Raw genomic sequence first — 25,003 nt, 5'->3', positions numbered from 1 at the left:
GATCCTGCCCTCATGATCCGGCCCTCATGATCCAGCTCCGTGCACGAGTGCCGAGGCGATGTCCACCGCCGCGGCCACGTCGCCGTCCGGCGGGAACAGCAGCGCCCGCCCCACGACCAGCCCCCGTACGGCGGGCAGGTCCAGGGCCCGGCCCCACGCGGCGTAGGTCTCGTCCGGGTGTCCGCTGGGATCGCCGCCCAGCAGCAGGGTCGGCAGCGTCGTGGCGTCCATGACGCGCTCCAGCTCCTCGACCACGGGGAGCTTCAGCCAGGTGTGCCGGCTGCTGGCGCCCAGCCCGGCGGCGATGTGGATCGAGGTGATGGTCGAGTCGGGATCGAGCAGGTTGTGCACCCGGCCCTCGTGGCGGACCGACAGGAACGGCTCCACCATCGCCATGACGCCGTGCGCCGCCAGCTCGGTCACCGCCCGGCCGCTCGCCTCCAGCGTGGCGGCCGTGCCCGGGTCCTCCATGGAGATGCGGGTGAGCATCTTGCCGCCCTCCAGGCCGCAGGCGACGATCTCCTGCGAGGTGTAGGCCGTGAAGCGGTCGTCCAGCTCGAAGGCCGCGCCCTGCAGGCCGCCCCGGTTCATCGACCCGATCGCGAGCTTGCCCTCCAGGGCCCCCATCAGCAGCAGGTCGTCCAGGATGTCGGGGGTGCCGAGCACGCCGTCCACACCGGGGCGCGACAACGCCGTCGACAGCCGCTCCAGCAGGTTGCTGCGCGAGGCCATCGCCTGGCGGTCCGCGCGCACGCCCAGCGCGCCGCGGGCGGGGTGGTCGGCGGCCACGATCAGCAGCCTGCCGTCCGCGCCCACCAAGTCGCGCCGCTTGCGGGCGGCCCAGCCTTCGGCGATGCGCCGCGGCTCGCGCACCCGGATCTCCGTCAGGTCGGCGATGCTCGGACGGCTCGACGTCTGGGTCATCTTTCCCCCTCCTGGCCCTGGTCCAGCAGGGTCTCGACCTCGGTTTGCGACGGCATGGCGCTGGAGCATTCGAGCCGGCCGGCGACGATGGCGCCCGCCACGTTCGCGAACCGCAGGACGCGGCTCAGGTCCCAGCCGCTGAGCAGGCCGTGGACGAGGGCGCCGCCGAAGGCGTCGCCGGCGCCGAGGCCGTTGACGACGGTCACGGGGAAGGGCGGCACCTCGACGCGCTCGTCCGCGGTCGCCGCCAGCACCCCCTTGGGCCCCTGCTTCACGATCGCCAGCTCCACGCCCCGCTCCAGCAGGGCGGACGCCGCCCGCTGCGGGTCGGTCTCGCCGACGGCGACCTCGCACTCCTCACGGTTGCCGACGGCGACCGTGACGTGCTCGAGCGCCTTGCCCACCTGCGCGCCCGCCTCGCCCGGGTCGGGCCAGAACATCGGCCGGTAGTCGAGGTCGAGCACGGTGTGGGCGCGACGGCCCCGGGCCTGCCAGGCGGCGAAGTGCGCCGCGCGCGACGGCTCCTGCGACAGGCCCGTGACGGTGGCCCAGAAGACCCCGGCCTCGCGGACGGCGCCGAACGGGATCTCGTCCGGCTCGATCATCAGGTCGGGGGCGATCGGATACCGGTAGAAGTACAGCGGGAAGTGGTCCGGAGGGAAGATCTCGCAGAAGGTCACCGGGGTCGGCGGCCCGTCGACCTCGGCGACGAAGGCGTCGTCGACGTCGAAGCCGCGCAGCGCCCGGCGGACGTAGCGGCCGAACGGGTCGCGGCCGGTGCGCGTGATGATCGCCGAGCGGCGGCCGTACTTGGCCGCGGCCACCGAGACGTTGGTCGCGCTGCCGCCCAGGAACTTGCCGAACCGCTCCACGTCCTCCAGGCCGACGCCGTGGTCGAGCGGGTAGATGTCCACCCCGCACCGGCCGATGGCCACCAGGTCGTATGCCGCCGTCATCGGTCGCGCCCTGCCACGGTCAGCAGGTGCTCGACGCTCGCCCGGACGTCCGCGACCGGGTCGGGCCCGCCGCCCTCGGCCGGCGGACCGGCGAGGATGGTGTCCTGCTCCAGTACGTACCAGCCGGTGTAGCCGTGGTCTTCGAGCGCGGACACGATGGCGGCGATGTCGACGTCGCCCGCGCCGAGCGGGACGTACATCCCGGCGGCCACGGCCCCGGTGTAGGTCTCCTCGCCGGCCTGGACGCGCCGCGCCCAGTCGATCCGGACGTCCTTCAGGTGGACGTGGGCGATGCGCCCGGGGTGCTTGCGCGCGACCTCGACGGGGTCGCCCCCGCCGATCAGGAGGTGCCCGGTGTCGAGGCACAGGCCCACGCGGCTGCCGTCGAGCACGCGCGCCGTCTCCTCGCCGCTCTCGACCATCGTGCCGACGTGCGGATGCAGCGTGGCCGCCAGGCCGCGGGCGGCGGCGGCGCCGGCGATGCGGTCGAGGTTGCCGAGCAGGGTCGCCCAGCCGGACTCGTCCAGGACCGGGCGGTCGTCGTACCCCTCCTGCCCGGTGGCGGCGGCCAGGACGACCGTCGAGGCCCCGGCGGCGACCAGGCCCTCCATCGCGCGCTCGACCTCGGGTACGGGGTCGTGCTCAGGCTCGTGCAGGACGACCGGGACGAACTGCCCGACCGCCTTCAGGTCGTACTCCGCCAGGGTCGCGGCCTTGGCCTGCGGGTCGTCGGGGAGGAAGCCGTCGGGGCCGAACTCGGTGGCGGCCAGGCCGAGCTCGCGCATCTGGCGCAGCACGGTGCCGGGGTCGAGCTGGTGGCCCCAGCCCGGAACCTCGCAGACCCCCCACGAGATGGGGGCGCCGGCGATGCGGTCGGCCACTGGAGTGCTCACTGCTGCTCAATCCCTTCGATCTCGGAAAGTGCGACCGGCCTGCGCTCCGCGCGGGACAGCTCGCAGGCCTCCGCGATGCGGAAGGCCTCCAGCGCGTCGCGGACCGTGCAGGGGGAAGGGCGCCGGCCGCGGGCGACGTCCGCGAACGCGGTGAGCTCGGCCTGGTACGCTGGCAGGAACCGCTCCATGAACGACCACTTCTGCGGGCCGCGCGGGAAGTCGACGCCGTCCTCCGCCGAGCGCATCGCCAGCGAATGGTCCAGGCCGACGCCGATCGTGCCCTTCTCGCCGTGGATCTCCATACGGACATCGTGACCGCCGCCGTTGTAGCGCGTCGAGGAGACCAGCACGATCGTGCCGTCGTCCAGGGTCAGCAGCGCGCCGCCGGTGTCGACGTCGCCGGCCTCGGCGAAGAAGGCCGCGCCCTTGTTGCCGCCCGTGGCGTAGACGGTGGCGACCTCGCGCCCGGTGACGAACCGGAGGATGTCGAAGTCGTGCACGTTGCAGTCCCGGAAGATGCCGCCGGAGGTCGGGATGTACGACGCGTGCGGAGGGGCCTGGTCGTGGGTGCCGGCCCGGATCGTGTGGACGAACCCGAGCTCGCCGGAGGCCACCGCCGCCTGCGCGCGCCGGTATCCGGCGTCGAAGCGGCGCTGGAAGCCGACGTGCACCGGCACCCCGGCGGTCGCGACGAGGTCGGCCAGCTCGATCGTCTCCTTCAGCGTGGCCGCCACGGGCTTCTCGCAGAAGGCCGGCACCCCGGCGGCGATGGCCTGGCGCAGCAGCGGCGCGTGCCCCGGCGTGGCGGTGGCGATCACGAAGCCGTCGATGCCCGAGGCCAGCAGCGCCTCGGCGTCCGGAGCCACCTTCAGGCCGAGGCCGGCGGAGACGCGCTCGGCGGCCTCGATGTCGGCGTCCGTCACGACCAGCTCGTCCACGTAGTCGAGAGCGGCCAGAGTCTTGGCGTGGAAGGCGCCTATCCTTCCGACGCCCGCGAGCCCGATGCGCATGCGCGTCCTGTCCCATTCACGTCGTTGGTCGTCACTCGCCGTACCCACGTCCTGGTCAAAGGCCCCCGGCGATGGTCTGAAGCCTGCCTTGTAACAAACCCCACGTCAAGACTTTGTCCTGACATCATTGCGTAACGTCATATACATGAAAAGAGGTACACTCGCGCTGTGGCAGTCCAAGTGGGCGTGACGATCGATCGCTCTTCCCCCGTGCCGCTCTACCACCAGCTCGCCGAGCAGCTCCGGGCGGCGATCACCAGCGGCCGGCTCCTGCCCGGCGACCAGCTCGAGAACGAGATCGCCCTGGCCGAGCGGCTCAACCTGGCGCGCCCGACGGTGCGCCAGGCCATCCAGGAACTGGCCGATCGTGGCCTCGTGCTGCGCCGGCGCGGCATCGGCACCATGGTGGCCAACCCCAAGGTGCACCGGCGCGCCGAGCTCACCAGCCTCTACGACGACCTCGCCCGGGCCGGCGGGTGCCCTGCGACCAGCGTCCTGCGGCACGAGCTGGTGCGCGACGAGCGGGTGGCCGCCGCGCTCGACCTGCCCGCCCGCACCGAACTGCTCTCCGTCGTCCGGCTACGCTTCTCCGGCGACCGGCCGCTGGCCCTCATGCGCAACTGGCTGCCGCCGGCCTACCACGGCATCAGCCGCGAGGCCCTCGAGGAGTCCGGGCTCTACGCCATGCTGCGCAAGCGCGGGGCGCGTCCCGTCGTCGCCGCCCAGTCGGTCGGCGCCCGCCCCCCGACCGCGGAGGAACGGCGGCACCTCCTGCTGAAGGCCGCCGAACCCGTCCTCACGATGTCGCGCACCGCCTTCGACGCCGGCGGCAACGCGGTGGAGTACGGCGACCACTGCTACCGCGCCCAGGACTACACCATCGAGGTCCTGGTCGACGAGCGCTGACACCCGCCGCCCAGGACCCTTGATCACGCGCTGTGCCCGCCCGCCGGGAGCAGGCCCACGGGCCGGGGCCGTTCGCACGTGCTCGTGATGGCCACCGCCGCCCCGGAGCGCGCCGAGGCCAGCAGCGACTCCATGACGTCGAGCACGTGGAAGGCCAGCGACCCGCCCGTACGGGGCTCCTCGCCCGCCGGGGTCGCGGCGAAGTCCGCCAGGCCCACGCCACGCCCGGCGTCGAGGTAGCCGGCGGCCGCGGGAAGATCCCGCCATCCCTCCTCGCCGACCCCCGACACCAGGACGGGGCCGTCGAAGTGGTTCGGATTGGGGACCACCAGGGAGCCCTTCTCGCCGTGCACCTCGATGTGGGACGCCTTGGTCGCCGCCGCGTCGAAGCTCATCACCAGCGTGGACAGCGCCCCCGAGGCGTGGACCAGCACGCCCGTGACGTGGGTGTCGACCGTGACGGGGATCTCCTCGCCGCGGCGGGGGCCGGAGCCGATCGTGCGCTTGGACCGCGTCCGGCTCGCGGCGCCGATCACCGTCGTCACCGGGCCGAGCAGCGTCACCAGGCTGGTGATGTAGTAGGGGCCCATGTCCAGGAGCGGGCCGCCGCCGGGGACGTAGTAGAAGTCGGGGTTGGGGTGCCAGCGCTCGTGGCCGGGCGTCACCATCGTGGCGGTCGCCGCGACCGGCCTGCCGATCAGCCCGTCGTCGAGCGCCTTGCGCGCGGTCTGCGTGCCCGTCCCTAACACGGTGTCCGGCGCGCAGCCCACGCGCACGCGGGCGGCGCCGGCCGCGGCCAGCATCCGTTCGGCGTCCGCCGCCGTCGCGGCCAGGGGCTTCTCGCAGTAGACGTCCTTGCCGGCCGCGATGGCCTGGAGCGCGATCTCGGCGTGGGCGGCCGGAACGGTCAGGTTGAGCACGAGGTCCACGCGGGGATCCGCCATCAGCTCCGCCACGCTCAGCACCTCGACTCCCGCATAGGGCCGCACGGCCTCCCGCGCCCGGTCGAGGTCCAGGTCGGCCACGGCCACCAGCCGCAACCTCGGCAACCGGTCAATGGTGCGGAAGTACTGGGCCGAGATGGCGCCGCACCCGACGACGCCGACGTTCACCGGCTGGCCCACAACATCCCCCTTTCGATGATGGTGCGCACGCTGTCGTGGTGCAGGACGTCGAGGCTGTGCCCGGGGGTGGTGACGAAGATCCGGCCGGCGCCCCACCGGCGGGTCCAGATCGCCGGCGAGGTGACCTCCCGGTGCCAGGGGTCCCACGGGCGGATCTTCTGGGTCGTGGTCGCCAGCACGTCGATGTAGTCGTCCGTCAGGACCCAGTACTGCTCGGTGACGAGGTCGAAGTCCGCGATCCCCTCGGTGATGGGGTGACCGCCCGCCTCGGGCAGCAGGTTCACGGTGTACGGCACGAAGTTGTCGGCCTGCGAGCCGTCCCGCTCGGCCGGGTCCTTGCCGGGGTGGCAGGCGAACTGCCCGCCGATGAGGTGCAGGTAGTCGGAGGAGTTGCGGAAGGAGTCGGCGATGCCGCCGTGCCAGCCCGCCATGCCCGTGCCCGCCCGGATCGCGGCCTCCAGCCCTTTCAGCTGCGCCGGCTCGATCGTGCCCATCGTGTAGCACTGCACGATGAGATCGACCTCGGCCATGAACGCCGCATCCGCGTACGGGGCGGGGGAGTCGGCCCGATGCACCTCGAACCCGTGCTTTTCGAGGAACGGAATGAAGAGCTCCGTGGCCTCCACCGGGGCGTGCCCTTCCCAGCCGCCCCGCATCACGAGAGCCCGCCGGCCCTGTTCGCCTGTCATGCATTCACCTATCGCTCAACGGTCAACGACTCCGATCGTCGCATCTCATCTCAAAAGTGTGCAGACGGGGCTCCGGGTCAGGATGTCGCCAAAGCGTGCCGCACGGTGGAACGGCACGTCGGCAGGCACGCACGGCGCTCCTATCGTCCCTGTGAAGGCGGTCACGTAGGACACGACCTCCCTTCGCCCTCGCCGCCGCGAGGCGCCCCCCGCGCCGGCAGCCCACCGGCCACCGCAGAAAGGGTCGACGACCATGCCCTTGGAACCACCCGCACAGGACACCCGCCCGCAGACAGAATCGGCGCGCGCACACGGACGGGAGGCGCGCCGCGTCGCGTTCGCCACCTTCGTCGGCACCGCGATCGAGTGGTACGACTTCTTCCTCTACGGCGCCATGGCCGCGCTGGTCTTCGGCAGTCTCTTCTTCCCCGCCGGTGACCCGCAGGTCAGCCAGCTCGCCGCGCTCGGCACCTTCACCGTCGGGTTCATCGCCCGGCCGCTGGGCGGCATCGTCGCCGGCCACTTCGGCGACCGGGTCGGACGCAAGCGCATGCTCGTCCTGTCGCTCGTGCTGATGGGTGTGGCCACCGTCGGCGTGGGACTGCTGCCCACCTACGGGGCGGCCGGCATCGCCGCGCCGGTGCTGCTCGTCGTCCTGCGCGTCATGCAGGGGCTCGCCGTGGGCGCGGAATGGGGCGGCGCCGCCCTCATGGCCGTCGAGCACGCCCCGCCGAACCGCCGCGCGCTGTACGGCGCCGCGCCGCAGCTCGGCGTCCCGGTCGGAGCGATCCTGGCGAACCTGATCCTGCTGCTGACCATCTCGCTGACCGGCGACGCCTTCCAGACCTGGGGATGGCGCGTGCCGTTCCTGATCAGCGTCGTCCTCGTCCTGGTCGGGCTCGTCGTACGCCGTCAGGTCTCGGAGAGCCCGCTGTTCGCCGAGGCGGTGGAGCGCGCCGGCAAGCCGCGCTTCAACCCGCTGATCCGCGTGCTCACCAAGCACCCGCGCAGCCTGCTGCGCGCCATCTTCGCCTCGGTCGCCTCGGCGTCGTGGGGATACGTGATCCTGGTCTTCATCCTCTCCTACGGCACCACCGCCAAGATCTACTCGCGCCCCGCCCTGCTGACCGTGATCATCGTGGCCAGCGTCCTCCAGGTCGGCGCCATGCTGTACGCCGGAGCGCTCGCCGACCGAGCCGGCCGCAAGCGGGTCGCGCTCTTCGGCGCGCTGGGGCAGGTCGTCATGGGGCTGGTGTTCTTCCCGCTGTTCGACAGCGGCGTCCTCTGGCTGGCCCTGCTGGCCTGCCTGCTCGCCTCGGTCGCGCTGTCGGCCCAGTACGGCCCGCTGCCCGCCCTGCTGGCCGAGCAGTTCCCGACCGAGGTGCGCTACACCGGCGTGTCCGTGGGCTACATGATCGGCAACATCCTCGGCGGCGGGCTGGTCCCCCTGGTCGGAGCCGCACTCGTCGCCTCCACCGGGACGTCGTTCTCCGTGGGGCTCTACATGCTCTTCCTCAGCGTGGTCACCGCGGTGGCGGTGCTCCTCACTCCGGAGACCGCGAGCGTCCGCCTCGACGACGCGTGAGCTTTCCCGGACAACGCCGTCGCCCGGCCGCCGCCGAGATCCTCGGCGGCGGCCGGGCGATGTCCGTTCGTGTCAGGACGCCGATTCGAGCAGGTCGAGAGCGATGTCGACGATCATGTCCTCCTGGCCGCCGACGAGGCGGCGCCTGCCGACTTCCAGCAGGATCGTGCGGACGTCGACGCCGTAGCGCTGGGACGCGGCTTCGGCGTGGCGGAGGAAGCTGGAGTAGACACCGGCGTAGCCCAGCGTGAGCGTCTCCCGGTCGACCTGGACGGGACGGTCCTGGAGGGGACGGACGAGGTCGTCGGCGGCGTCCTGCAGGGCGAACAGGTCGCAGCCGTGCTTCCACCCGTTGAGGTCGGCGACGGCGACGAACGGCTCGATCGGGCAGTTGCCCGCGCCGGCCCCGTGCCCGGCCAGGGAGGCGTCCACGCGGGTGACGCCCTCCTCGACGGCGACGACGGAGTTCGCCACGGCCAGGGAGAGGTTCTGGTGGGCGTGGATGCCGATCTGGGTCCCGGCGTCGAGGACGTCGCGGTAGGCGCGGACGCGGTCGCGGACGCCGTCCATGGTGAGGCGGCCTCCGGAGTCGGTGACGTAGACGCAGTGGGCGCCGTACGACTCCATGAGCTTGGCCTGCCGCGCGAGCTCGGCGGGGGGCGCCATGTGGCTGAGCATGAGGAAGCCCGAGACGTCCATGCCCAGCTCGCGCGCCTTGGTGATGTGCTGGGCGGCGACGTCGGCCTCGGTGCAGTGGGTGGCGACGCGGATCGAGCGCACGCCGAGCTCGTAGGCGTGCTCGATCTCGGCGATGGTGCCGATGCCGGGCAGCAGGAGCGTGGTGAGGGTGGCCCGCTCGATGGCGCCGGCGGCGGCCTCGATCCACTCCCAGTCGGTGTGGCTGCCGGGCCCGTAGTTGACCGAGCCGCCCGCGAGGCCGTCGCCGTGGGCGACCTCGATGGCGGCCACGCCGGCGGCGTCCAGGGCGGCGACGATGCGGGCCACGTCGGCGGGGGCGATGCGGTGCCGTACGGCGTGCATGCCGTCCCGGAGGGTGACGTCCTGGATGTAGAGGTTCATGCGGTGGCTCCTGCGATGCGCTCGGCGACGCGCAGGGCGGCCGAGGTCATGATGTCGAGGTTGCCGGCGTAGGCGGGCAGGTAGTGGGCGGCGCCTTCCACCTCCAGGAACACCGACACGCGGGTGGTCACGGGCTCGGAGGTGAGCGTGGTGACCGGCTCGTCGATCGGGGTGAACTGGACGTCCTGCTTGAGGCGGTAGCCGGGGACGTACGTGGCGACCTCGGCGGCCATCTTCTCGATGGACGCTCTGATGGCGTCGTGGTCGGCGTCGCCGACGAGGCAGAAGACGGTGTCGCGCATGATGAGCGGCGGTTCGGCGGGGTTCAGCACGATGATCGCCTTGCCGCGGGCGGCCCCGCCGACGCTCTCGATGGCGGCGGCCGTGGTCTCGGTGAACTCGTCGATGTTGGCCCGGGTGCCCGGACCCGCCGACTTCGAGGCGATCGAGGCCACGATCTCGGCGTAGGCGACCGGCGTGACGCGGGCCACGGCGTGGACGATCGGAATGGTGGCCTGGCCGCCGCAGGTGACCATGTTGACGTTGCCCGCGCCGAGGTGGGCGTCGAGGTTCACCGGCGGCACGACGAACGGGCCGATCGCCGCCGGCGTCAGATCGATGAGCGTCTTGCCGTAGGGCTCCAGCCGGGCGGCGTTGGCGACGTGCGCCTTGGCGGAGGTGGCGTCGAAGACGATGCCGATGTCGTCGAAGCCGTCCATGGCGATCAGGCCGTCCACGCCCTCGTGGGTGGCGGGCACCTTGAGGCGGCGGGCGCGGGCGAGGCCGTCGGAGCCGGGGTCGATGCCGACCATGGCCCCCATCTCGAGCGCCGTGGAATGCCGGATCACCTTGATCATGAGATCGGTGCCGATGTTGCCGGAGCCGATCACGGCCACCTTGGTCCTGTTCATGACGCGTCCTCGAAGGTCACGGCCACCGTGCCGAGCGTGGAGATCTCGGCGCGCACGGTCAGTCCGGGGGAGACGGGGACCATCGGCCCGAGGGCGCCGGAGAGGACGACCTGGCCGGCGCGGAGCGGGTCGCCGAGGTCCCGGGCGGTGCGGGCCAGCCACAGCAGCGCGTTGAGCGGGTCGCCGAGGCAGGCGGCGCCGTCGCCCTCGGAGACGATCTCGTCTCCGGCGTACATGCGCATCGTGGCTTCGACCGGCTCGAACGCGCTGAGCGGCAGCCGCTGGGAGCCCAGGACGTACAGGCCGCTGGAGGCGTTGTCGGCGACGGTGTCGATGATCGTGATGTCCCAGTTCGCGATGCGGCTGTCCACGATCTCCAGGGCCGGGGTGGCATACCCCACCGCCGCCCGCACGGTGGTCAGATCGAGCTCGCCGGCATCGAGGTCCGAGGCCAGGACGAAGGCGATCTCGGCCTCGGCCTTGGGCTGCAGGAGCCGGGCCGTGGGCGCGGTGCCGGTGACCTCCATGTCGGCGAACAGCACGCCGAAGTCCGGCTGGTCCACGCCGAGCTGCCGCTGCACGGCGGGGGAGGTGAGACCGATCTTCCGGCCCGTCACCGGGGCGGTGCGGCGGGCGTTGAGGCGGCGCTGCACCTGGTAGGCGGCGGTGATGTCGGTGACGAGGTCGCGGACCGGGTCGCACGGCCGGCCGGTGGAGGCCGCGTCCGCCAGCCGGTCCACGGCGTGGTCGATGGCGTTCATCGGTTCCCCTCCGGTCCGGCCGTCGCCACCGCGAAGCCGGCGATCCACTCGGGGATCGCGTGGTAGAAGCGGGAGGTCATCCGGTACTCGCCGGTCGCCGCGAGCGAGGCGAACGCGGCGATCCAGGTCCGCACCTCGTGGGCCGAGCCGCCGCCCTCCTCGCCCATCCACTCCGTGCTCCAGCCGTCCACTTCGGAGAGGCGGCCGCTCGCGAGCGTGTCCAGGACCAGGTTGTCCCAGTTCGGGTTGATGGGGATCATCGCGGTGGAGCCGGCGGCGTAGTCCCGGCCGGCCTGGACCACGCGCTGCTCACCCCGGGCACGCTGCTCGGGCGTCGGCGGGTGGCCCTCGATGAGCGCGTCGGCCACCCGCGGCGGGGCGCCGTCCAGCACCGGGACGGGCGGATCGTGCGAGAGCCCGCCGGAGCCCAGGAACAGCACACGCCGGTCCAGCTCGGCCGCGGCCTCGCCGACCGCGGTCCCGAGAGCGCGGATGCGGCTGACCGGGCCGAGCGGCGTGGCGACGCCGTTGACGAAGACGGGCACGACGGGGACGCGGTCGATGCCGCCGAACAGCACTTCCAAGGGTTGCACGAACCCGTGGTCCACGGTCATCCGGGCCGAGACGGTGAGATCGACGCCGCGTCCGAGCACGCCCCGGGCCAGGGCGCGGGCCGCGTCGCCGTCCACCGAGAGCGGGCCGGCGGCCGAGCCGAAGTCGCCGACGGCGTTGGCCGCGGTGGCCAGGCAGAAGGGCGGCATCTCCTTGTAGAAGAAGCCGTTGTAGTGGTCGGGCGCGTACAGCACGACCAGCTCGGGGTCGAAGGCGCGCACGAAGGCGCGCGCGCCGTCCACCGCGGCCTCGACGGCCGCGAGGACCTCCGGCGCCGGGTCGTTCTTGCCGATGAGAGGCGAATGGGACAGGCCGACGGCTATGGAGCGGGACGCGGGGAGGCGGGCGGGTCTCATGTAGTGATCTCCTTAATGACGAGCTTGCCGGTGACCCGCCCGTCGATCATGAGCTGGAATCCCTTGTGGATCTCGTCGAGCGGCAGCGTGCGGTCGATCACCGGGCGCAGGCCCGTCGCGTCCATCAACTTGAGCAGCGCGACCAGCTCGCCACGCGTGCATCCGGTCGAGCCCAGGATGCGCTGCTGGAGGTAGAAGATCCGGCCGAGGTCGGCGGGCGGGTTCATGCCGCTGGTCGCGCCGGCGATCACGATCGTGCCGCCCGGGCGCAGCGACCTCATCGAGTGCGACCAGGTCGCCTCGCCGACCGTCTCGATGACGACGTCCACGCGCTCGGGCAGCCGCTCGCCGGTCGGCACCGCGGCGCGGGCCCCCCAGGCGAGGGCCTGGGCCCGCTTGTCGTCGCCGCGGCTGGTGGCGTAGACGACGGCCCCCGCCGCGACGGCCAGCTTGATCGCGGCCGAGGCGACGCCACCGCCCGCGCCCTGCACCAGCACCCGGTCCCCGGCGGTGATCCTCGCCTGGGTGAACAACATCCGGTACGCGGTCGTCCACGCGACAGGCAGGCAGGCCGCCTCGTCGAACGACAGCCACGACGGCTTGGGGATCAGGTTGCGGGACGGCACGGTCACGTACTCGGCGAACGCGCCGTTGTGGCGTTCGGACAGCAGCGCCCGGTCCGGGTCGAGCGTTTCGTCGCCCCGGCCGGCGTCCGGGTCGCCGATGACGGGGTGCACGATGACCTCGTTGCCGTCCTCGTCGTACCCGGCGGCGTCGCAGCCGAGGATGATCGGCAGCCGGTCGGGCGGGTGGCCGACGCCGCGCAGCGTCCACAGGTCGTGCATGTTCAGGGAGGACGAGACGACCCGGACGATCGACCAGCCGGGTCGGCGTCCGGGCTCGGGAACGTCGCCCAGGACGAGCCCGGCCAGCGGGTCGGTCATGCTCTGGGAGACGGCGGTGGCGGCAAGCATGCCCCAACGCTGTCCGACGGCCGCCGCCGCCCGACAGCGCGTGTGCCGCCGTGCGGAACGAGCGTTGGTACACCGCGGGCCCGCTCGTGTTGTCTGGCCGCATGACCTCGACGATCGAACCCCCGCGCGGGGGGTTGCGGCGTCCCGCCGAGCTGGCGCGGACCATCGACGTGTCCGGGCTCGTCGACGCCGAGGGCGGGCTGGTGGATCGCGCCATCTTCACCGACCGGGAGATCTACCGGCAGGAACTGCGCCGCGTCTTCGCGCCGAGCTGGCTCTTCCTCGCGCACGCCGACCAGTTCCACAAGCCCGGCGACTTCTTCACCACGTACATGGGCGAGGACCCGGTCATCGTCACCCTCGACAGGAACAGGCGGATCCGGGCCTTCCTCAACTCCTGCCGGCATCGCGGCGCCCGCGTCTGCCGCGCCGACCACGGCGCCACCCGCAACTTCACCTGCACCTACCACGGCTGGTCGTACGACCTGGAGGGCAAGCTGGTCAGCGTGCCCAACAAGGCGGGCTACCCCGGCTCCTTCGACACGGGGGAGTGGGGCCTGGTCGAGGTGCCCCACGTCGACGCCTACCACGGCCTGATCTTCGGCACCTGGAACCCGGACCCGGTCCCGCTGCGCGAGTCGCTCGGCGACATGGCCTGGTACATGGACGCGATGCTCGACCACGACGACGAGGGCACGGTGGTCGTCGGCGGCGTGCACAAGTGGGTGCTCGAAGGCAACTGGAAGCTGGCGGCCGAGCAGTTCGCGACCGACTGGTACCACGTCAACATGAGCCACGCCTCGGCCCTCATGGTGCTCTCGCCCACCGGCAAGGGCCCGAAGGACGAGATCGTGCACCGTACCGGCCGCCAGTACGCCGGCCCCAACGGCCACGGCGCGGGCTTCCCCGTGCACCCGAAGAACCGCTTCGACGCCAGGACCGTGCACCAGTGGACGGACTACGACGCGCTGCGCGCCCGGCTCGGCGACGCCCGCGTGGAGGGCCCGCTGACCAACGGGCACGCCACCGTCTTCCCCAACTTCTCCTACCTGCCGGTGAACGGCTCCATCCGGATCTGGCACCCCAAGGGCCCCGACCGGATGGAGGTGTGGTCCTGGACGATCGTCGACACATCCATGCCCCCTGAGGTCCGCGAGGCGCAGCGGCTGTACAACCTGCGCACCTTCGGCCCCAGCGGCATCTTCGAGCAGGACGACGGCGAGAACTGGAGCGAGGTGCAGGCCGTCGCGCACGGCTTCATCACCAACGGCGTGCCGCTCAACTACCAGATGGGCCTCGGCTCCGAACACGACGACGGCCGCCATCCGGGCCGCACCAGTGAGCTCTACAGCGACGCCGCCGGCCGGGCCTTCTACGGGCGCTGGCGCGAGCTGATGAACACCCCCGCCTGGCACGAGGAGGACAAATGACCGACGGCATCCGCGTCGCGCGGCTGGACGACATCCCCGAAGGCGAGGGCATCGCCGTCGACAAGGCGATCACCGGCACCGCCGACGACATCGCGCTGCTGCGCGACACCGACGGCAGCCTGTGGGCGCTCGACGACACCTGCACGCACGAGGACGCCTCCCTGGCCGACGGCTGGGTCGAGGACGGCTACGTCGAGTGCCCCCTGCACTCCAGCCGGTTCTGCCTGAAGAACGGCGAGGTCCAGGGCCTTCCCGCCACCCGCGACACGTGCCCCCACCGGGTCGAGGTGCGCGACGGCGAGGTCTACCTCTTCCCGAACCGGGCGCCGTGAACGTGGTGATCGTCGGCGGCGGCGTCGCCGGCGTCAGCACGGTCGCGGCCCTGCGCGCGGGCGGCTTCGACGGCGACCTCACGCTGGTGGACGCCGGCGAGTTCCCCTACGACCGCCCGCCCCTGTCGAAGGAGTACCTGGCCGGGGGCAAGGATCTCAAGCAGATCGCCCTGCGGCCCCCGTACTGGTACGACGAGCAGCGGATACGGCTGATCAACCAGAGCACGGTCACCGCCCTGCGGCCGGGCCATGTGGAGCTCGCGGGCGGCCTGCTGCTGCGTGCCGACCGGGTGGTGCTGGCCACCGGCGGCGGCGCGGCCCGCCCGCCCATCCCCGGCGCCGGCAGCCCGCGGGTGCACGTGCTGCGTACGGCCGAGGACGCCGACCGGCTGCGGGCCGCGCTGACCCCCGGCGCCCGCCTCCTGGTCGTCGGCGCCGGGCTGATCGGCGCCGAGGTGGCCGCCACGGCCGCCGGCCTCGGCTGCGAGGTCGTCCTGGCCGACCCGGTCGCCGCGCCGCTGGCCGCCGCGCTCGGCCCCGAGCTGGCCGCCTGGCTGCACGGGCTGCACGCCAGGCGCGGCGTCGTGACCGTGTGCGCGGGCGTGGCGTCGTTCGAGGAGATCAGGGGCGGCATCCAGGCGCGTTTCAGCAGCGGGTTCGAGCCGGCGCGGGTGTTCGACGCCGTCCTCCTCGGCGTCGGCATGGTGCCCGCGACCGGCCTCGCCGCGCCCGCCGGGCTGGCGGTCCAGCGCGGCGTCCTGGTCGACGACCGCCAGGTCACCTCGAACCCGGCGGTGCTCGCGGTGGGCGACGCCGCGCGTCCGCGCCACGGCCCGCGGGCCGAGCACTGGGAGGCGGCGCAGCACGACGGCGCGCGGGCGGCCGCCGCCATCCTCGGCACACGCCCGCCGGCGCCGGTCACGCCCTGGTTCTGGACGGACCGGCACGGGCTGCACGTCGAGGTCGCCGGCCACATGGAGGCGGCTCACCACGTCGTCGTGCGCGGCTCGTTCGACGACCCGGCCTTCTCGGTCTTCGGCCTGCGCGACGGGCTGGTCGTCGCGGCCGCCTCGGTCGACGATCCGAACGCGGTCCGCGCCGCCCGCCGCATGATCGACCGCCGCGTGCCGGCCGACCCCGGACGGCTGTCCGACCCGTCCGTGAACCTGCGCGCGCTGCTGCGCGGATGACGTGCCGTCCTGCGGCACACCCCGTTCCACCCGCCCTCCAGAAGGGATCGAATGACACCGTGAGCACCGCCACCGACTCGCGGGCCGGGACGCGCGCCGACCGCGACACCCACTTCGAGGTCGAGCAGTTCTACTACGAGGAGGCCGACCTCCTCGACGCCGGCCGCTACGCCGACTGGCTCGACCTGCTCGCCGACGATCTCGACTACTGGATGCCGACCCGTACCAACCGGCTGCGCCGCCAGCAGGCGTTGTCGGTGGCCGCGCGCGGCGAGGCCGCCTACTACGACGAGACCAAGGAGAGCCTGGCCTGGCGCATCCGCCGCTTCGACTCCGGCATGGCCTGGGCCGAGGACCCGCCCTCGCGCACCCGCCACCTGGTCACCAACGTGCGGGTCCGGCACGCCGACCCCGCCGCCCACCCGGGGTTCACCGCGGACGACCTGCTCGTGAGCTCGGCGTTCCTGGTCTATCGCAACCGGCTGGAGCGGGAGGAGAACGTCTTCGCCGGCAGCCGCACCGACGTGCTGCGCCGCACCGCCGACGGCCTCCAGATCGCCCGCCGGACGATCCTGCTCGACCAGAACATCCTGCTGGCCAAGAACATCTCCACCTTCTTCTGAGATCGGAGCCCCTGTGAAGCACCACAGCGTGACCACCACGCTCGGCGAGATCGCCGTCGCCGAGACCGGCGAGGGCCCCGTTCTGGTGATGCTGCACGGCGGCGGCCCGGGCGCCTCCGGCGTCAGCAACTACCACCAGAACCTGCCCGCGCTGGCCCGCCACTTCCGCGTCGTGCTCCCCGACCAGCCGGGGTTCGGCGGCAGCCACCGCCCCACCGAGGAGGACCTGGACAAGCGGTCCATCACCGAGATCACCGTGGACGCGCTCTTCCAGGCGCTCGACGCCCTCGGCATCGACCGCTTCCACCTGCTGGGCAACAGCCTCGGCGGCGCGGCCGCGATCGCCATGGCGCAAGAGCGGCCCGACCGTGTCACCAAGCTCGTGCTCATGGCCCCGGGCGGTGGCTGGCTGCCGTTCGGGCCCACGCCCACCGAGGGACAGAAGGAGATGTTCCGCTACTACAACGGCGGCGGGCCGAGCGAGAAGAAGATGGCCGCGTTCATCCGCACCATGGTCTTCGACCACAGGCAGTTCGGCGAGGACGTCGTCAAGAGCCGCTACGAGGCGTCACTCGACGAGAGCCACATCGCCTTCTACCACCGCTACAACGCCGCCTTCGCCAAGCGCGGCGGCATGGACCCCCTGTGGAAGGACCTGCACAAGATCAAGGCCCCGACCCTGCTGCTGTGGGGCCGCGACGACCGCACGATCACCCTCGACGGCGCCCAGCTCATGCTCAAGCAGATCCGCGACGTGCGGCTGCACGTCTTCGGCCGCTGCGGCCACTGGGTCCAGCTTGAGCGGCAGCGCGAGTTCGAGGCACTCGTCACGGGATTCCTGGCGTGAGCGGCTGGCTCGACGGGCACGTCGCCCTGATCACCGGCGGCGGCTCCGGCATCGGCCGCGCCGTCGCCGAGCGCTTCCTCGCCGAGGGCGCGTCCGTGACCATCGTCGGGCGCGACTCACAACAGCTCGACGAGGTGATCCGCGCATCCTCCGACGTGTCCCGCATGCACGCCGTCACCGCCGACGTACGCGACGGCGACGCCCTGCACGCCGCCGTCGCCGAGACCGTCGGACGCTTCGGCAAGCTCGACACCCTCGTGGCCAACGCCGGCGTGTGGGACTACCAGCGTCAGCTCACCCGCTTCACCGCCAAGGAGATCGACGCCGCTTTCGACGAGGTCTTCTCCGTCAACGTCAAGGGTTACCTCCTCGCGGCGCAGGCGGCCTGGCCGGAGCTGGTCAAAACGCGTGGCAGTATCGTCATGACCCTGTCCAACGCGTCCTTCCACGTCAACGGCGGTGGCCCGCTCTACACCGCCAGCAAGCACGCCTGCCTCGGCCTCATGCGCGAGCTCGCCTACGAGCTCGCTCCCAAGGTCCGGGTCAACGGCGTCGCCTGCGGCGGCATGAACACCGATCTGCGTGGGCCCGAGTCGCTGGCGATGGCGGACCGTTCGATCGCGGACTCCTTCGCCAAGCGGCAAGGGGCCCCGCCCATCCCGCTCCACGACTCCAGCACCGACCCGCGCGACTTCACCGCGCCCTACGTCCTGCTCGCGGCCCGCGAGCAGAGCGGTCCCATCACCGGACACGCGATCTCCGCCGACGGCGGCATCCGCGTACGCGGATTCGCCCGTCCCGCCGGCGGCGACCATCTCTGAGGAGCCGACCGTGCCCCACCCGCACCCCCCAGTCGATGTCAACCCCGCCTCGGCGGTCGCCCGCAACGCCCGCTACCACGGCGACGTCACGGTCGTCCGCTACGCGGGCGGGGACCTCACCTACACCCAGCTCGACGAGAAGGCGGCCAGGCTGGCGGCCGTGCTGTCCGGCGGAGGCGTCGCCGGCGGCGACCGGGTCGCCTACCTCGGGCTCAACAGCGCCTCGTTCCTGGTGACGATGCTGGCCGCGTTCCGGCTCGGCGCCGTCTTCGTCCCGGTCAACTTCCGGCTCGCCGAACCGGAGCTGGAGCTCGTGCTGGGCAAGAGCGGCGCCACCACGATCGTCTGCGAGGAAGGGCACCGCCCGAGCCTGGAGAAGGTGCGCGGCGGGACCAGGCTCGGCCGGTTCCTCCTGGTGGACGACGACCCGGAGGTGCCCGCCCCAGTGGGCGCCCCAGTGGGCGCCGGGGGCTGGGAGCCGTGGTCCGCCCTGATCGCCGCCGCCGAGCCGGTCCCGTCCGTGGTCGCGAAGGGCTTCGACGACCCGGCGATCCTGATGTTCACCTCCGGCACCACGGGCCTGCCCAAGGGGGTGATCCTCACCTACGGCAACGCCTGGTGGAACGCCGTCAACGTGGACACCATGATCGACACGCGCCGGGGCGACGTCACCCACGCCGCCGCCCCGCTCTTCCACATCGGGGCGCTCAACAGCTTCGTGCTGCGGACGATCGTCCGCGGTGGCACCGTGGTCGTGCGGCGCGCTTTCGACCCCGTGGGACTCCTCGACGACCTGGTCACCCACCGCGTCAACTCGATGTTCGCCGTGCCGGCCATGCTCGCCGCCCTCAGCCGCGTCCCCGGCGCCTTCGACGCCGACCTCACCCGGCTGCGCTCGGTCGTCGTCGCGGGCGCGCCCGTGCCGCCGTCCCTCATCGAGCTGTACGCCGGCCACGGCATTCTGCTGCAACAGGCGTGGGGGCTCACCGAGACCGCGCCGTTCGCCACCCACCTGCCGATCGAGCGGACCCTCGGCAAGATCGGATCGGCCGGCATCCCCATGCCGCACACCGAGGTACGGGTCGTCGACGCCCTCACCAACCAGCCTCTGAAGCCGGGCGAGGCCGGGGAGATCGTCGTACGCGGGCCCAACGTCACCCCCGGCTACTGGGAGAACCCCGACGCCACCGCCGCCGCCTTCGACGACGAGGGCTGGTTCCACTCCGGCGACATCGGCCACCTCGACGAGGACGGCTACCTGTACATCGTCGACCGGCTCAAAGACATGATCATCAGCGGGGGTGAGAACGTCTATCCCGCCGAGGTCGAACGGGCCCTGGCCTCGATGCCGGGCGTCGTGGACGTCGCGGTCGTCGGAGCCCCCGACGAGCAGTGGGGCGAGACCATCGTCGCGGTGGTGTCCCTGGCCGAGGGGACCGCGGTCACGCTCGACGACGTACGCGAATACGCCGCCGCCCAGCTGGCCAGGTACAAACTGCCCAGGAAACTGACGATCGTGCGGAGCATGCCGCGGAACGCGTCCGGCAAGCTGGACAAGACCGTCATCCGCCGGCTGGTGGAGGAGGATTGACATGATCGCGGTGCCCTCCCTTCCCGCACTCGACCTCGGCGGCGGCTGGCAGGCCACGGTGGAGGCGTGGACCCGCGGCGCCGGCCGGCTCCACCTGCACCGCGACGGCGTCGTCGCCGACGTCCAGGTGGAGCGCTGCGTCGCGGGACGCCTGCGGGAGACCTACCCGGCAGGCGCGCACGACCTGGAGGTGCGGGTCTGCGGGGGTCCGCTGGCCGAGCTGCTCCAGACCTTGTTCGAAGCCGTGACGAAGGCGGATCCGGCGTGCCGCCGGGTGGTGTACGCCGCCCGGGAAGGCGACGCGGAGCAGGTGGCCGCGGCGCGGTCCGCCGGCTTCCGCCACGTCGTGGACGTGGACGTGGCCGATGAGCAGCTCAGCCTGCTGGTGGCCGAGCCGGACCGGGTGACCTGGGCCGACGCGGACCTCGGCCACGTGCCCGGGACCTGACCCCCGGGAACCCGGTCACACGCCGGGGACCTGACGCCCGGCGTACCCCGGTCACGTGGCCCGGATCTGACGCCTGGGCTCAGGCGATGGCGCGCGCCGGAGCGGGGCGGTGCCGCCGGACGAGCATGAGCTGCTGGGCCGCCGCCGCGCTCACCCGTCGCAGGGTCGCGGCCTGCGCCCGGGTGTCGAGCCGGCCGGTGACCGCCGACACCGACAGGGCGGCGGCCGCCCTGCCGCCATGCCCGATGACCGGGACCGCGACGCAGCTGAGGCCCAGCGTCGCCTCCTCGTCGTCGAACGCCACGCCATCGGCGCGCACCTTGGCGATCTCCGCGGCGAGCCGGTCAGGGTCGGTGATGGTGTGGGGCGTGAGCGGCCGCAATTCGCCGCCGAGCACCTGCTCCAGGGCCTGGTGATCGTAGGCCAGCAGCACCTTGCCGACGGCGGTGCAGTACGCGGGTGCCCGGCCGCCGATGCGCGAGGGCGAGCGCACCTGCCGGTGGCCGTAGAGCTTCGACAGGTAGACCACGTCGGTGCCGTGCAGGGCGGCCAGGTGGACGGTCTCGCGCGTCATCTCGTACAGGTCGGTGAGGAACGGGATGAGCGCGTCGCGGATCTGGTCGTGGTCGGGGACGTAGACGTGCCGTCCCAGCTCGTGCAGTCGCCGGCCGAGCCGGTACTTCTGCCCGACCTTCTCGACGACGCCGTGCCGTTCCAGCATGCCCAGCAGCCGGAACGCCGTGGACTTGCTCAGCTCCGCCCGCCGGGCCAGCTCGCTCACACCGATCCCGGTGCTGGCCTGGCTGCCGAAGGACGCCAGCAGGCTGACCGCCTTCTCGACGGCGGCGCGCTCGTCCTTGCTGGAGGGGGCGTTCTCGATTGCGGTGCTGCTCATGTGGGTCTCCGAGGACACCTGTTCTCTCAGGGGGTATTTATATGTGACAGCATGTCCGGTAAAGTTGCCGTTCGTCAACATGGACGAGTAGTCAATTAAAAGTGACACCTGCCGGAGGCGGCCATGGATCACAACGAGCTGGTGGCGCGGAACATCCGCAGGCTCCGGCGCGAGCGCGGCTTCTCCATCGGAGAGCTGTCGCGCCGGTCCGGGCTGTCCAAGCAGACCCTCTCCAAGGTGGAGCAGGGCGACGGCAACCCCACCGTGGACACGCTGTCCGCGCTGGGCAAGGCGCTCGACGTCGCGCCCCGTCAGCTGCTGACCGAGTGGGGGAGCGCCGTCTACGTCCAGCGGCAGGACGACGGGCTCTGGCGCGACCACGAGGGCTGGTCGGAACGCATGCTCGACCAGACCTACGGCTCCGGCTACGTGCACACGCTGATGATGCGGCTGGAACGGGGAACCCCGTGCGCGGTGGTGCCCGGTCACTCGCTGGGCACGCTGCACCACGTCTACGTGATCAGCGGCACACTTCGGACCGGGCCCGTAGAGGATCAGGTGGAGCTTTCCGCGGGGGATTTCGCCCGCTTCCCCGGCGACGTGCCGCACCAGCACACCTGTGTCTCCGAGCGTGTCGTCGCCCACGTCGTCACGACGATCCCGCAGGCCCACCAGTTCGGCGCGGCGCGGTGACCTGAGCGACGAATCCCGTACTCCTGCTCCCGAAGTGAAAACTGCGGAAGGCGGTGGTGCCGGCGCACATGCGATCTGCTGGATTCCCGCCTGGTCAGCCCTTGAGCGCGCCGTCGAGCACGCCGCGGATGAAGTGCCGCTGGAAGAACAGGTACACGAGGACGACCGGCGCGATCACGATGACGGTGGCCGCCGCGAGCAGCGGCACGTCCACGTTGTACTGCCCGGTGAAGAAGCCCAGCCCGGCCGGGGCCGTGCGCTGGGCCGGGTCCTGGATGAGGATGAGCGGCAGCATGAACTGGTTCCAGCACCACACGAAGTACAACACGCCGAGCGTGGTGACGGCCGGCCGGGAGTTGGGCATCAGCACGCCCCACAGGATCCTCCAGGTGGACGCGCCGTCCAGCTTGGCCGCCTCGATGAGGGCCCGGGGCATGGTGGAGAAGTGGGCCCGCATCCAGAACGCCCCGAACGGCATGAACGCGGCGATCTCCACCAGCACCAGGCCCCACCGGCTGTTGGTCAGGCCGATGGCCCGCAGGTCGTAGTAGAGGGGGATGACCGTGACCTCGGTGGGGATCGCCAGTCCGAGCAGGAGGTAGGCGAAGATCTTCCCCCGCCCGCGGAAGTCCATGGTCGCCAGCGCGTAGCCGGCCAGGCTGGCGAGGAACACCGAGGCGGGGACCACGGCCAGCGCGATCAGCACGCTCGACCACAGGAGCGGGCCGAAGCCGGCGGTGACCCACGCCTCGGCGAAGTTCTCCAGGTGCAGGCCGCGCGGCATGTCCAGGCCGGTCAGCGGGGTGCCGGCCGGTTGCACGGCGGCGGACAGCAGCGGCACGAACGGGACGATGACCACCGCCATGAACACCAGGAGCACCAGGGGCGCCCCGGCGCGTCCCGCCACCTTGCCGGGACCCGGGCCTCGGCCGGGCACCCTGTGCTGGCCGGTGACCGGTTTCTCGATGCGGTTCACGGCGACTCCCTGATCAGGCGGTTCAGCGTCAGCACGATCGCGAAGATCACGCAGGTCAGGACCACCGCGAGCGCGCTGGCCAGGCCGACGGCGCCGCCGCCGAAGGCCAGGCGGTAGATGAGGATGCCGGGCACGACGGTGCTGTTGCCCGGGCCGCCGCCGGTGGTGATGTAGATGAGGTCGAAGCTCGACAACGCGGCGATGACCGTGATGGACAGGGCGACCGCGATCTCGGGCCGGAGCAGCGGCAGGGTGATGGAGAAGAACTCGCGCACGGGACCGGCGCCGTCCATCCGCGACGCCTCGTAGATCTCCCGGTCGATGCGCTGCGTCCCGGAGAGGAACAGCACCAGGCACAGGCCCGAGACGACCCAGGTGCCGATCACGCCCACGGCGAACAGGGCCCAGTCGAAGCTGCCCAGCCAGGCGCGTGCCTCCTCTCCCAGCCCCAGCCAGTGCAGCACCTGGTTGACCACGCCGTCCTCGGCGTACACCCACCGCCAGATGATGCCGACCGCGACCAGGGGCACGACCTGGGGCAGGAACAGCACCACCCGGACGAAGGCCATGCCCCGGCGCCGGTGGCGGGCCACGATGGCGGCCGACACCAGGCCGAACAGGATGGGGAGCACGGAGAAGAAGATGATCAGCGTGCCGGCGTGCAGCGCGGCGGCGCGCAGCTGCGGGTCCTCGGCCACCAGCCGGTAGTTGCCGAGGCCGGCGAAGGACGGCAGGGTCACGCCGTCCCAGTCGAACAGCGACAAGTACCCCGTGTGCAGGGCCGGCAGGACGGTGAAGAGGGTGTACAGGAGCACCGCGGGCGCGAGGTAGAGCAGCGGCGTGGCGTGTCCCTTCCTTCCGCGCCGTCGCCGGGCCGGGTGTCGCGCTGGGGTTCGGAGCGGGTCCCGCCGGATGGCCTCGACGGGACCGCTCAGCCTGTTCGCTGCCATCACTTGTGATAGTTGTCGAAATCGGCCTGGATGTTGGCGAGGAAGGCGTCGACGGTGACCTTGCCGCCGGCGAGCAGTTGCAGCTGCGTGGTGAGCGTGTCCCCCATGGTCGGGGTGGAGGCGTTCTGGATGAACGGCTGCAGGCCCTTGTCCCGCACGGTGTCCTGCCAGCCCTGCTGCAGCGCCCCGATCAGGCCGGTCTTGCCGGGCATCGCGTCGGCCTTGGGCGCCATGAACCCCGCCTCGGCGGTGATCTTCGCGGCCTCGTCGCTGCCGACGAAGTCGAGGAAGGCGGCCGCGGCGGCGGCGTTCGCCGACTTGCTGGAGACGCAGTAGTAGACGCCGGCGCCGGTGGTGCGGATCTTCGAGTCGGCCGTCGCCTGGGGCATGGAGAAGTATCCGGCGTTGTCCCCCAGGCCCTTGGCCACGGCCGCGGCGGCCCAGTTCCCGCTGATCCGGAAGACGCCCTTGCCCTTGGCGAAGCCGGCGGTGGCGTCGTTGTCGCTGATGCCGTTGACGTCGCGGGAGATGTATCCCTCGTCCACCCAGCGCTTGAGCGTCGTGGCCGCCGTCTTCGCCTCCGGCAGCACGATCGTCGCGCCTTTGTGCCCGAAGGCCCAGGCCTCGCGGTCCTCCGGCTTCAGGTACACCGAGAGCAGCTCGTTGAAGGGGTGGTTCAGCCCGCCGTCGAGGTTGCCGGCCACCAGCGCCAGCTCGCCGGCGGCCTTCGCCTTGGCGAACAGGGCCTCCAGCTCCTCCACGGTCTTGGCGGGGACGGTCAGGCCGAGCTTGGCCGCCTTCGTCTTGTTGTAGTAGACGCCCTCGAAGGACAACCCGCCCGGGACTCCGTACAGCTTGCCGGTGCCGACGGTCTTGCCGTCGGGCTCGAACGTGATCTGGTCGAGGCCGGGGAACTTGTCCGGCCAGCCGTAGGCCGTGCCGTACGCGGAGACGTCGAGCAGCAGGCCGCCGGGGATGAGGTTCTGCATCCCGGGGGTGAACTGGGCGATGTCCGGGGCGGTGCTCGAGGACATGGTGAGGTTGATGCTCTTCAGGTAGTCGTCCCAGCCGGTGTACTGGCGGTCGAACGTGACGTTCGGGTACTTCTTCTGGAACGCGGCCAGCAGGCCGGGAGTCATGGAGGTGTCGTCGGCGTCGGCGACCTTCAGCGTGATCTTCTTGTCGGCCGGCAGTGCCGTCGAGATGGGACCGGCGTTCGCGGCCGGGGTGGACGACGCGCCCGGGGTCAGCGCCGCGCAGCCGGTGAGCGCCGCGGCGCCCGTGACGGCGAAGCCGGACAGCAGGGCGCGCCGCGAGATCTCATGGCCTGTCCAGGCATGCGGGACGGTCGGATTCTGGCTCACAAGGTTCTCCTTTTGGGGGGTGCGGATCCGTGTGGTGGGACTGCGGTAGGGGGCTGCGGCCG

General features: G+C 72.0%; 26 protein-coding genes. 11 read left to right on the top strand and 15 right to left on the bottom strand.

The window, feature by feature from the left end; all coding sequences use genetic code 11:
* Positions 1–24: 24 nt before the first annotated feature.
* From ACIBX3_RS47905 to ACIBX3_RS47890, 4 genes are read right to left on the bottom strand one after another with little or no spacing between them, the layout of a single operon-like run.
* Positions 25–924, bottom strand: coding sequence for a class I fructose-bisphosphate aldolase (locus tag ACIBX3_RS47905; protein ID WP_397127379.1), 900 nt, complete (start codon positions 922–924; stop codon positions 25–27).
* A complete protein-coding gene (iolC, locus tag ACIBX3_RS47900) occupies positions 921–1,880 on the bottom strand; it encodes a 5-dehydro-2-deoxygluconokinase (protein ID WP_397127378.1) in 960 nt (319 codons plus the stop codon). The genes ACIBX3_RS47905 and iolC overlap by 4 nt, the downstream gene beginning before the upstream one ends.
* Entirely contained in the window at positions 1,877–2,773 is an 897-nt protein-coding gene (locus tag ACIBX3_RS47895) for a TIM barrel protein (RefSeq protein ID WP_397127377.1), read from the bottom strand. Before ACIBX3_RS47895 ends, iolC begins: the two co-directional genes overlap by 4 nt.
* Positions 2,770–3,783 (bottom strand): Gfo/Idh/MocA family oxidoreductase, encoded by a 1,014-nt coding sequence (locus tag ACIBX3_RS47890; protein ID WP_397127376.1) that lies wholly within the window; start codon positions 3,781–3,783, stop codon positions 2,770–2,772. Before ACIBX3_RS47890 ends, ACIBX3_RS47895 begins: the two co-directional genes overlap by 4 nt.
* A 168-nt stretch (positions 3,784–3,951) precedes the next feature.
* Here ACIBX3_RS47890 and ACIBX3_RS47885 point away from each other — a divergent pair, with 168 nt between their 5' ends.
* Positions 3,952–4,689: a GntR family transcriptional regulator gene (locus tag ACIBX3_RS47885; RefSeq protein WP_397127375.1), complete on the top strand. Its 738-nt coding sequence runs from the start codon at positions 3,952–3,954 to the stop codon at positions 4,687–4,689.
* 23 nt (positions 4,690–4,712) lie between these two features.
* On the opposite strand, the gene ACIBX3_RS47880 is transcribed toward ACIBX3_RS47885, so the two are convergent.
* Together ACIBX3_RS47880 and ACIBX3_RS47875 are read right to left on the bottom strand one after the other, a co-directional pair.
* Positions 4,713–5,813, bottom strand: a complete 1,101-nt coding sequence (locus ACIBX3_RS47880; RefSeq protein WP_397127374.1) for a Gfo/Idh/MocA family protein — start codon at positions 5,811–5,813, stop codon at positions 4,713–4,715.
* The gene (locus tag ACIBX3_RS47875) at positions 5,798–6,502 is read right to left on the bottom strand and encodes a ThuA domain-containing protein (protein ID WP_397127373.1); all 705 of its coding nucleotides are present in this window, start codon (positions 6,500–6,502) and stop codon (positions 5,798–5,800) included. Before ACIBX3_RS47875 ends, ACIBX3_RS47880 begins: the two co-directional genes overlap by 16 nt.
* A 253-nt stretch (positions 6,503–6,755) precedes the next feature.
* Between ACIBX3_RS47875 and ACIBX3_RS47870 the strand changes: the two genes are divergently transcribed.
* Complete coding sequence (locus ACIBX3_RS47870; RefSeq protein WP_397127372.1) at positions 6,756–8,087, top strand: MFS transporter; 1,332 nt, start codon at positions 6,756–6,758, stop codon at positions 8,085–8,087.
* Positions 8,088–8,159: 72 nt separating this feature from the next.
* On the opposite strand, the gene dmpG is transcribed toward ACIBX3_RS47870, so the two are convergent.
* From dmpG to ACIBX3_RS47845, 5 genes are read right to left on the bottom strand one after another with little or no spacing between them, the layout of a single operon-like run.
* Positions 8,160–9,167, bottom strand: a complete 1,008-nt coding sequence (gene dmpG / locus ACIBX3_RS47865) for a 4-hydroxy-2-oxovalerate aldolase (protein WP_397127371.1) — start codon at positions 9,165–9,167, stop codon at positions 8,160–8,162.
* Positions 9,164–10,078 carry an acetaldehyde dehydrogenase (acetylating) gene (locus tag ACIBX3_RS47860; protein WP_397127370.1) on the bottom strand — a complete coding sequence of 305 codons (915 nt, stop codon included), beginning with the start codon at positions 10,076–10,078 and terminating at the stop codon, positions 9,164–9,166. Before ACIBX3_RS47860 ends, dmpG begins: the two co-directional genes overlap by 4 nt.
* The gene (locus ACIBX3_RS47855) at positions 10,075–10,839 is read right to left on the bottom strand and encodes a 2-keto-4-pentenoate hydratase (protein WP_397127369.1); all 765 of its coding nucleotides are present in this window, start codon (positions 10,837–10,839) and stop codon (positions 10,075–10,077) included. Before ACIBX3_RS47855 ends, ACIBX3_RS47860 begins: the two co-directional genes overlap by 4 nt.
* Entirely contained in the window at positions 10,836–11,807 is a 972-nt protein-coding gene (locus ACIBX3_RS47850) for a 3-carboxyethylcatechol 2,3-dioxygenase (protein WP_397127368.1), read from the bottom strand. Before ACIBX3_RS47850 ends, ACIBX3_RS47855 begins: the two co-directional genes overlap by 4 nt.
* Complete coding sequence (locus ACIBX3_RS47845) at positions 11,804–12,781, bottom strand: zinc-binding dehydrogenase (protein WP_397127367.1); 978 nt, start codon at positions 12,779–12,781, stop codon at positions 11,804–11,806. The genes ACIBX3_RS47850 and ACIBX3_RS47845 overlap by 4 nt, the downstream gene beginning before the upstream one ends.
* Before the next feature lie 101 nt (positions 12,782–12,882).
* Here ACIBX3_RS47845 and ACIBX3_RS47840 point away from each other — a divergent pair, with 101 nt between their 5' ends.
* From ACIBX3_RS47840 to ACIBX3_RS47805, 8 genes are read left to right on the top strand one after another with little or no spacing between them, the layout of a single operon-like run.
* Positions 12,883–14,211 carry an aromatic ring-hydroxylating dioxygenase subunit alpha gene (locus tag ACIBX3_RS47840; protein ID WP_397127366.1) on the top strand — a complete coding sequence of 443 codons (1,329 nt, stop codon included), beginning with the start codon at positions 12,883–12,885 and terminating at the stop codon, positions 14,209–14,211.
* Entirely contained in the window at positions 14,208–14,543 is a 336-nt protein-coding gene (locus ACIBX3_RS47835) for a non-heme iron oxygenase ferredoxin subunit (protein WP_397127365.1), read from the top strand. The genes ACIBX3_RS47840 and ACIBX3_RS47835 overlap by 4 nt, the downstream gene beginning before the upstream one ends.
* Complete coding sequence (locus ACIBX3_RS47830; protein WP_397127364.1) at positions 14,540–15,733, top strand: NAD(P)/FAD-dependent oxidoreductase; 1,194 nt, start codon at positions 14,540–14,542, stop codon at positions 15,731–15,733. Before ACIBX3_RS47835 ends, ACIBX3_RS47830 begins: the two co-directional genes overlap by 4 nt.
* 59 nt (positions 15,734–15,792) lie before the next feature.
* Positions 15,793–16,356: a 3-phenylpropionate/cinnamic acid dioxygenase subunit beta gene (locus ACIBX3_RS47825; RefSeq protein WP_397127362.1), complete on the top strand. Its 564-nt coding sequence runs from the start codon at positions 15,793–15,795 to the stop codon at positions 16,354–16,356.
* 13 nt (positions 16,357–16,369) lie between these two features.
* Positions 16,370–17,203 (top strand): alpha/beta fold hydrolase, encoded by an 834-nt coding sequence (locus ACIBX3_RS47820; protein ID WP_397127361.1) that lies wholly within the window; start codon positions 16,370–16,372, stop codon positions 17,201–17,203.
* Entirely contained in the window at positions 17,200–18,024 is an 825-nt protein-coding gene (gene hcaB / locus ACIBX3_RS47815; RefSeq protein ID WP_397127360.1) for a 3-(cis-5,6-dihydroxycyclohexa-1,3-dien-1-yl)propanoate dehydrogenase, read from the top strand. The genes ACIBX3_RS47820 and hcaB overlap by 4 nt, the downstream gene beginning before the upstream one ends.
* A gap of 10 nt (positions 18,025–18,034) precedes the next feature.
* Positions 18,035–19,615 carry a long-chain-fatty-acid--CoA ligase gene (locus ACIBX3_RS47810; RefSeq protein ID WP_397127359.1) on the top strand — a complete coding sequence of 527 codons (1,581 nt, stop codon included), beginning with the start codon at positions 18,035–18,037 and terminating at the stop codon, positions 19,613–19,615.
* Position 19,616: 1 nt separating this feature from the next.
* The gene (locus tag ACIBX3_RS47805; protein WP_397127358.1) at positions 19,617–20,063 is read left to right on the top strand and encodes a hypothetical protein; all 447 of its coding nucleotides are present in this window, start codon (positions 19,617–19,619) and stop codon (positions 20,061–20,063) included.
* 79 nt (positions 20,064–20,142) lie between these two features.
* Here ACIBX3_RS47805 and ACIBX3_RS47800 read toward each other — a convergent pair whose 3' ends face one another.
* Positions 20,143–20,958 carry an IclR family transcriptional regulator gene (locus tag ACIBX3_RS47800; RefSeq protein ID WP_397127357.1) on the bottom strand — a complete coding sequence of 272 codons (816 nt, stop codon included), beginning with the start codon at positions 20,956–20,958 and terminating at the stop codon, positions 20,143–20,145.
* Between the two features lie 123 nt (positions 20,959–21,081).
* Here ACIBX3_RS47800 and ACIBX3_RS47795 point away from each other — a divergent pair, with 123 nt between their 5' ends.
* Positions 21,082–21,651 (top strand): helix-turn-helix domain-containing protein, encoded by a 570-nt coding sequence (locus ACIBX3_RS47795; protein ID WP_397127356.1) that lies wholly within the window; start codon positions 21,082–21,084, stop codon positions 21,649–21,651.
* A gap of 94 nt (positions 21,652–21,745) precedes the next feature.
* On the opposite strand, the gene ACIBX3_RS47790 is transcribed toward ACIBX3_RS47795, so the two are convergent.
* From ACIBX3_RS47790 to ACIBX3_RS47780, 3 genes are read right to left on the bottom strand one after another with little or no spacing between them, the layout of a single operon-like run.
* Positions 21,746–22,627 (bottom strand): carbohydrate ABC transporter permease, encoded by an 882-nt coding sequence (locus tag ACIBX3_RS47790; protein ID WP_397127355.1) that lies wholly within the window; start codon positions 22,625–22,627, stop codon positions 21,746–21,748.
* Positions 22,624–23,577 carry a carbohydrate ABC transporter permease gene (locus ACIBX3_RS47785; RefSeq protein ID WP_397127354.1) on the bottom strand — a complete coding sequence of 318 codons (954 nt, stop codon included), beginning with the start codon at positions 23,575–23,577 and terminating at the stop codon, positions 22,624–22,626. Before ACIBX3_RS47785 ends, ACIBX3_RS47790 begins: the two co-directional genes overlap by 4 nt.
* Positions 23,577–24,941 carry an ABC transporter substrate-binding protein gene (locus ACIBX3_RS47780; RefSeq protein ID WP_397127353.1) on the bottom strand — a complete coding sequence of 455 codons (1,365 nt, stop codon included), beginning with the start codon at positions 24,939–24,941 and terminating at the stop codon, positions 23,577–23,579. Before ACIBX3_RS47780 ends, ACIBX3_RS47785 begins: the two co-directional genes overlap by 1 nt.
* Between the last annotated feature and the right edge of the window lie 62 nt (positions 24,942–25,003).

This window comes from Nonomuraea sp. NPDC049480, from assembly GCF_044465905.1.
Classification (GTDB): domain Bacteria; phylum Actinomycetota; class Actinomycetes; order Streptosporangiales; family Streptosporangiaceae; genus Nonomuraea.
Note: the sequence above shows the minus strand (reverse complement) of the source record. Positions and strands in the feature narration are given on the sequence as shown.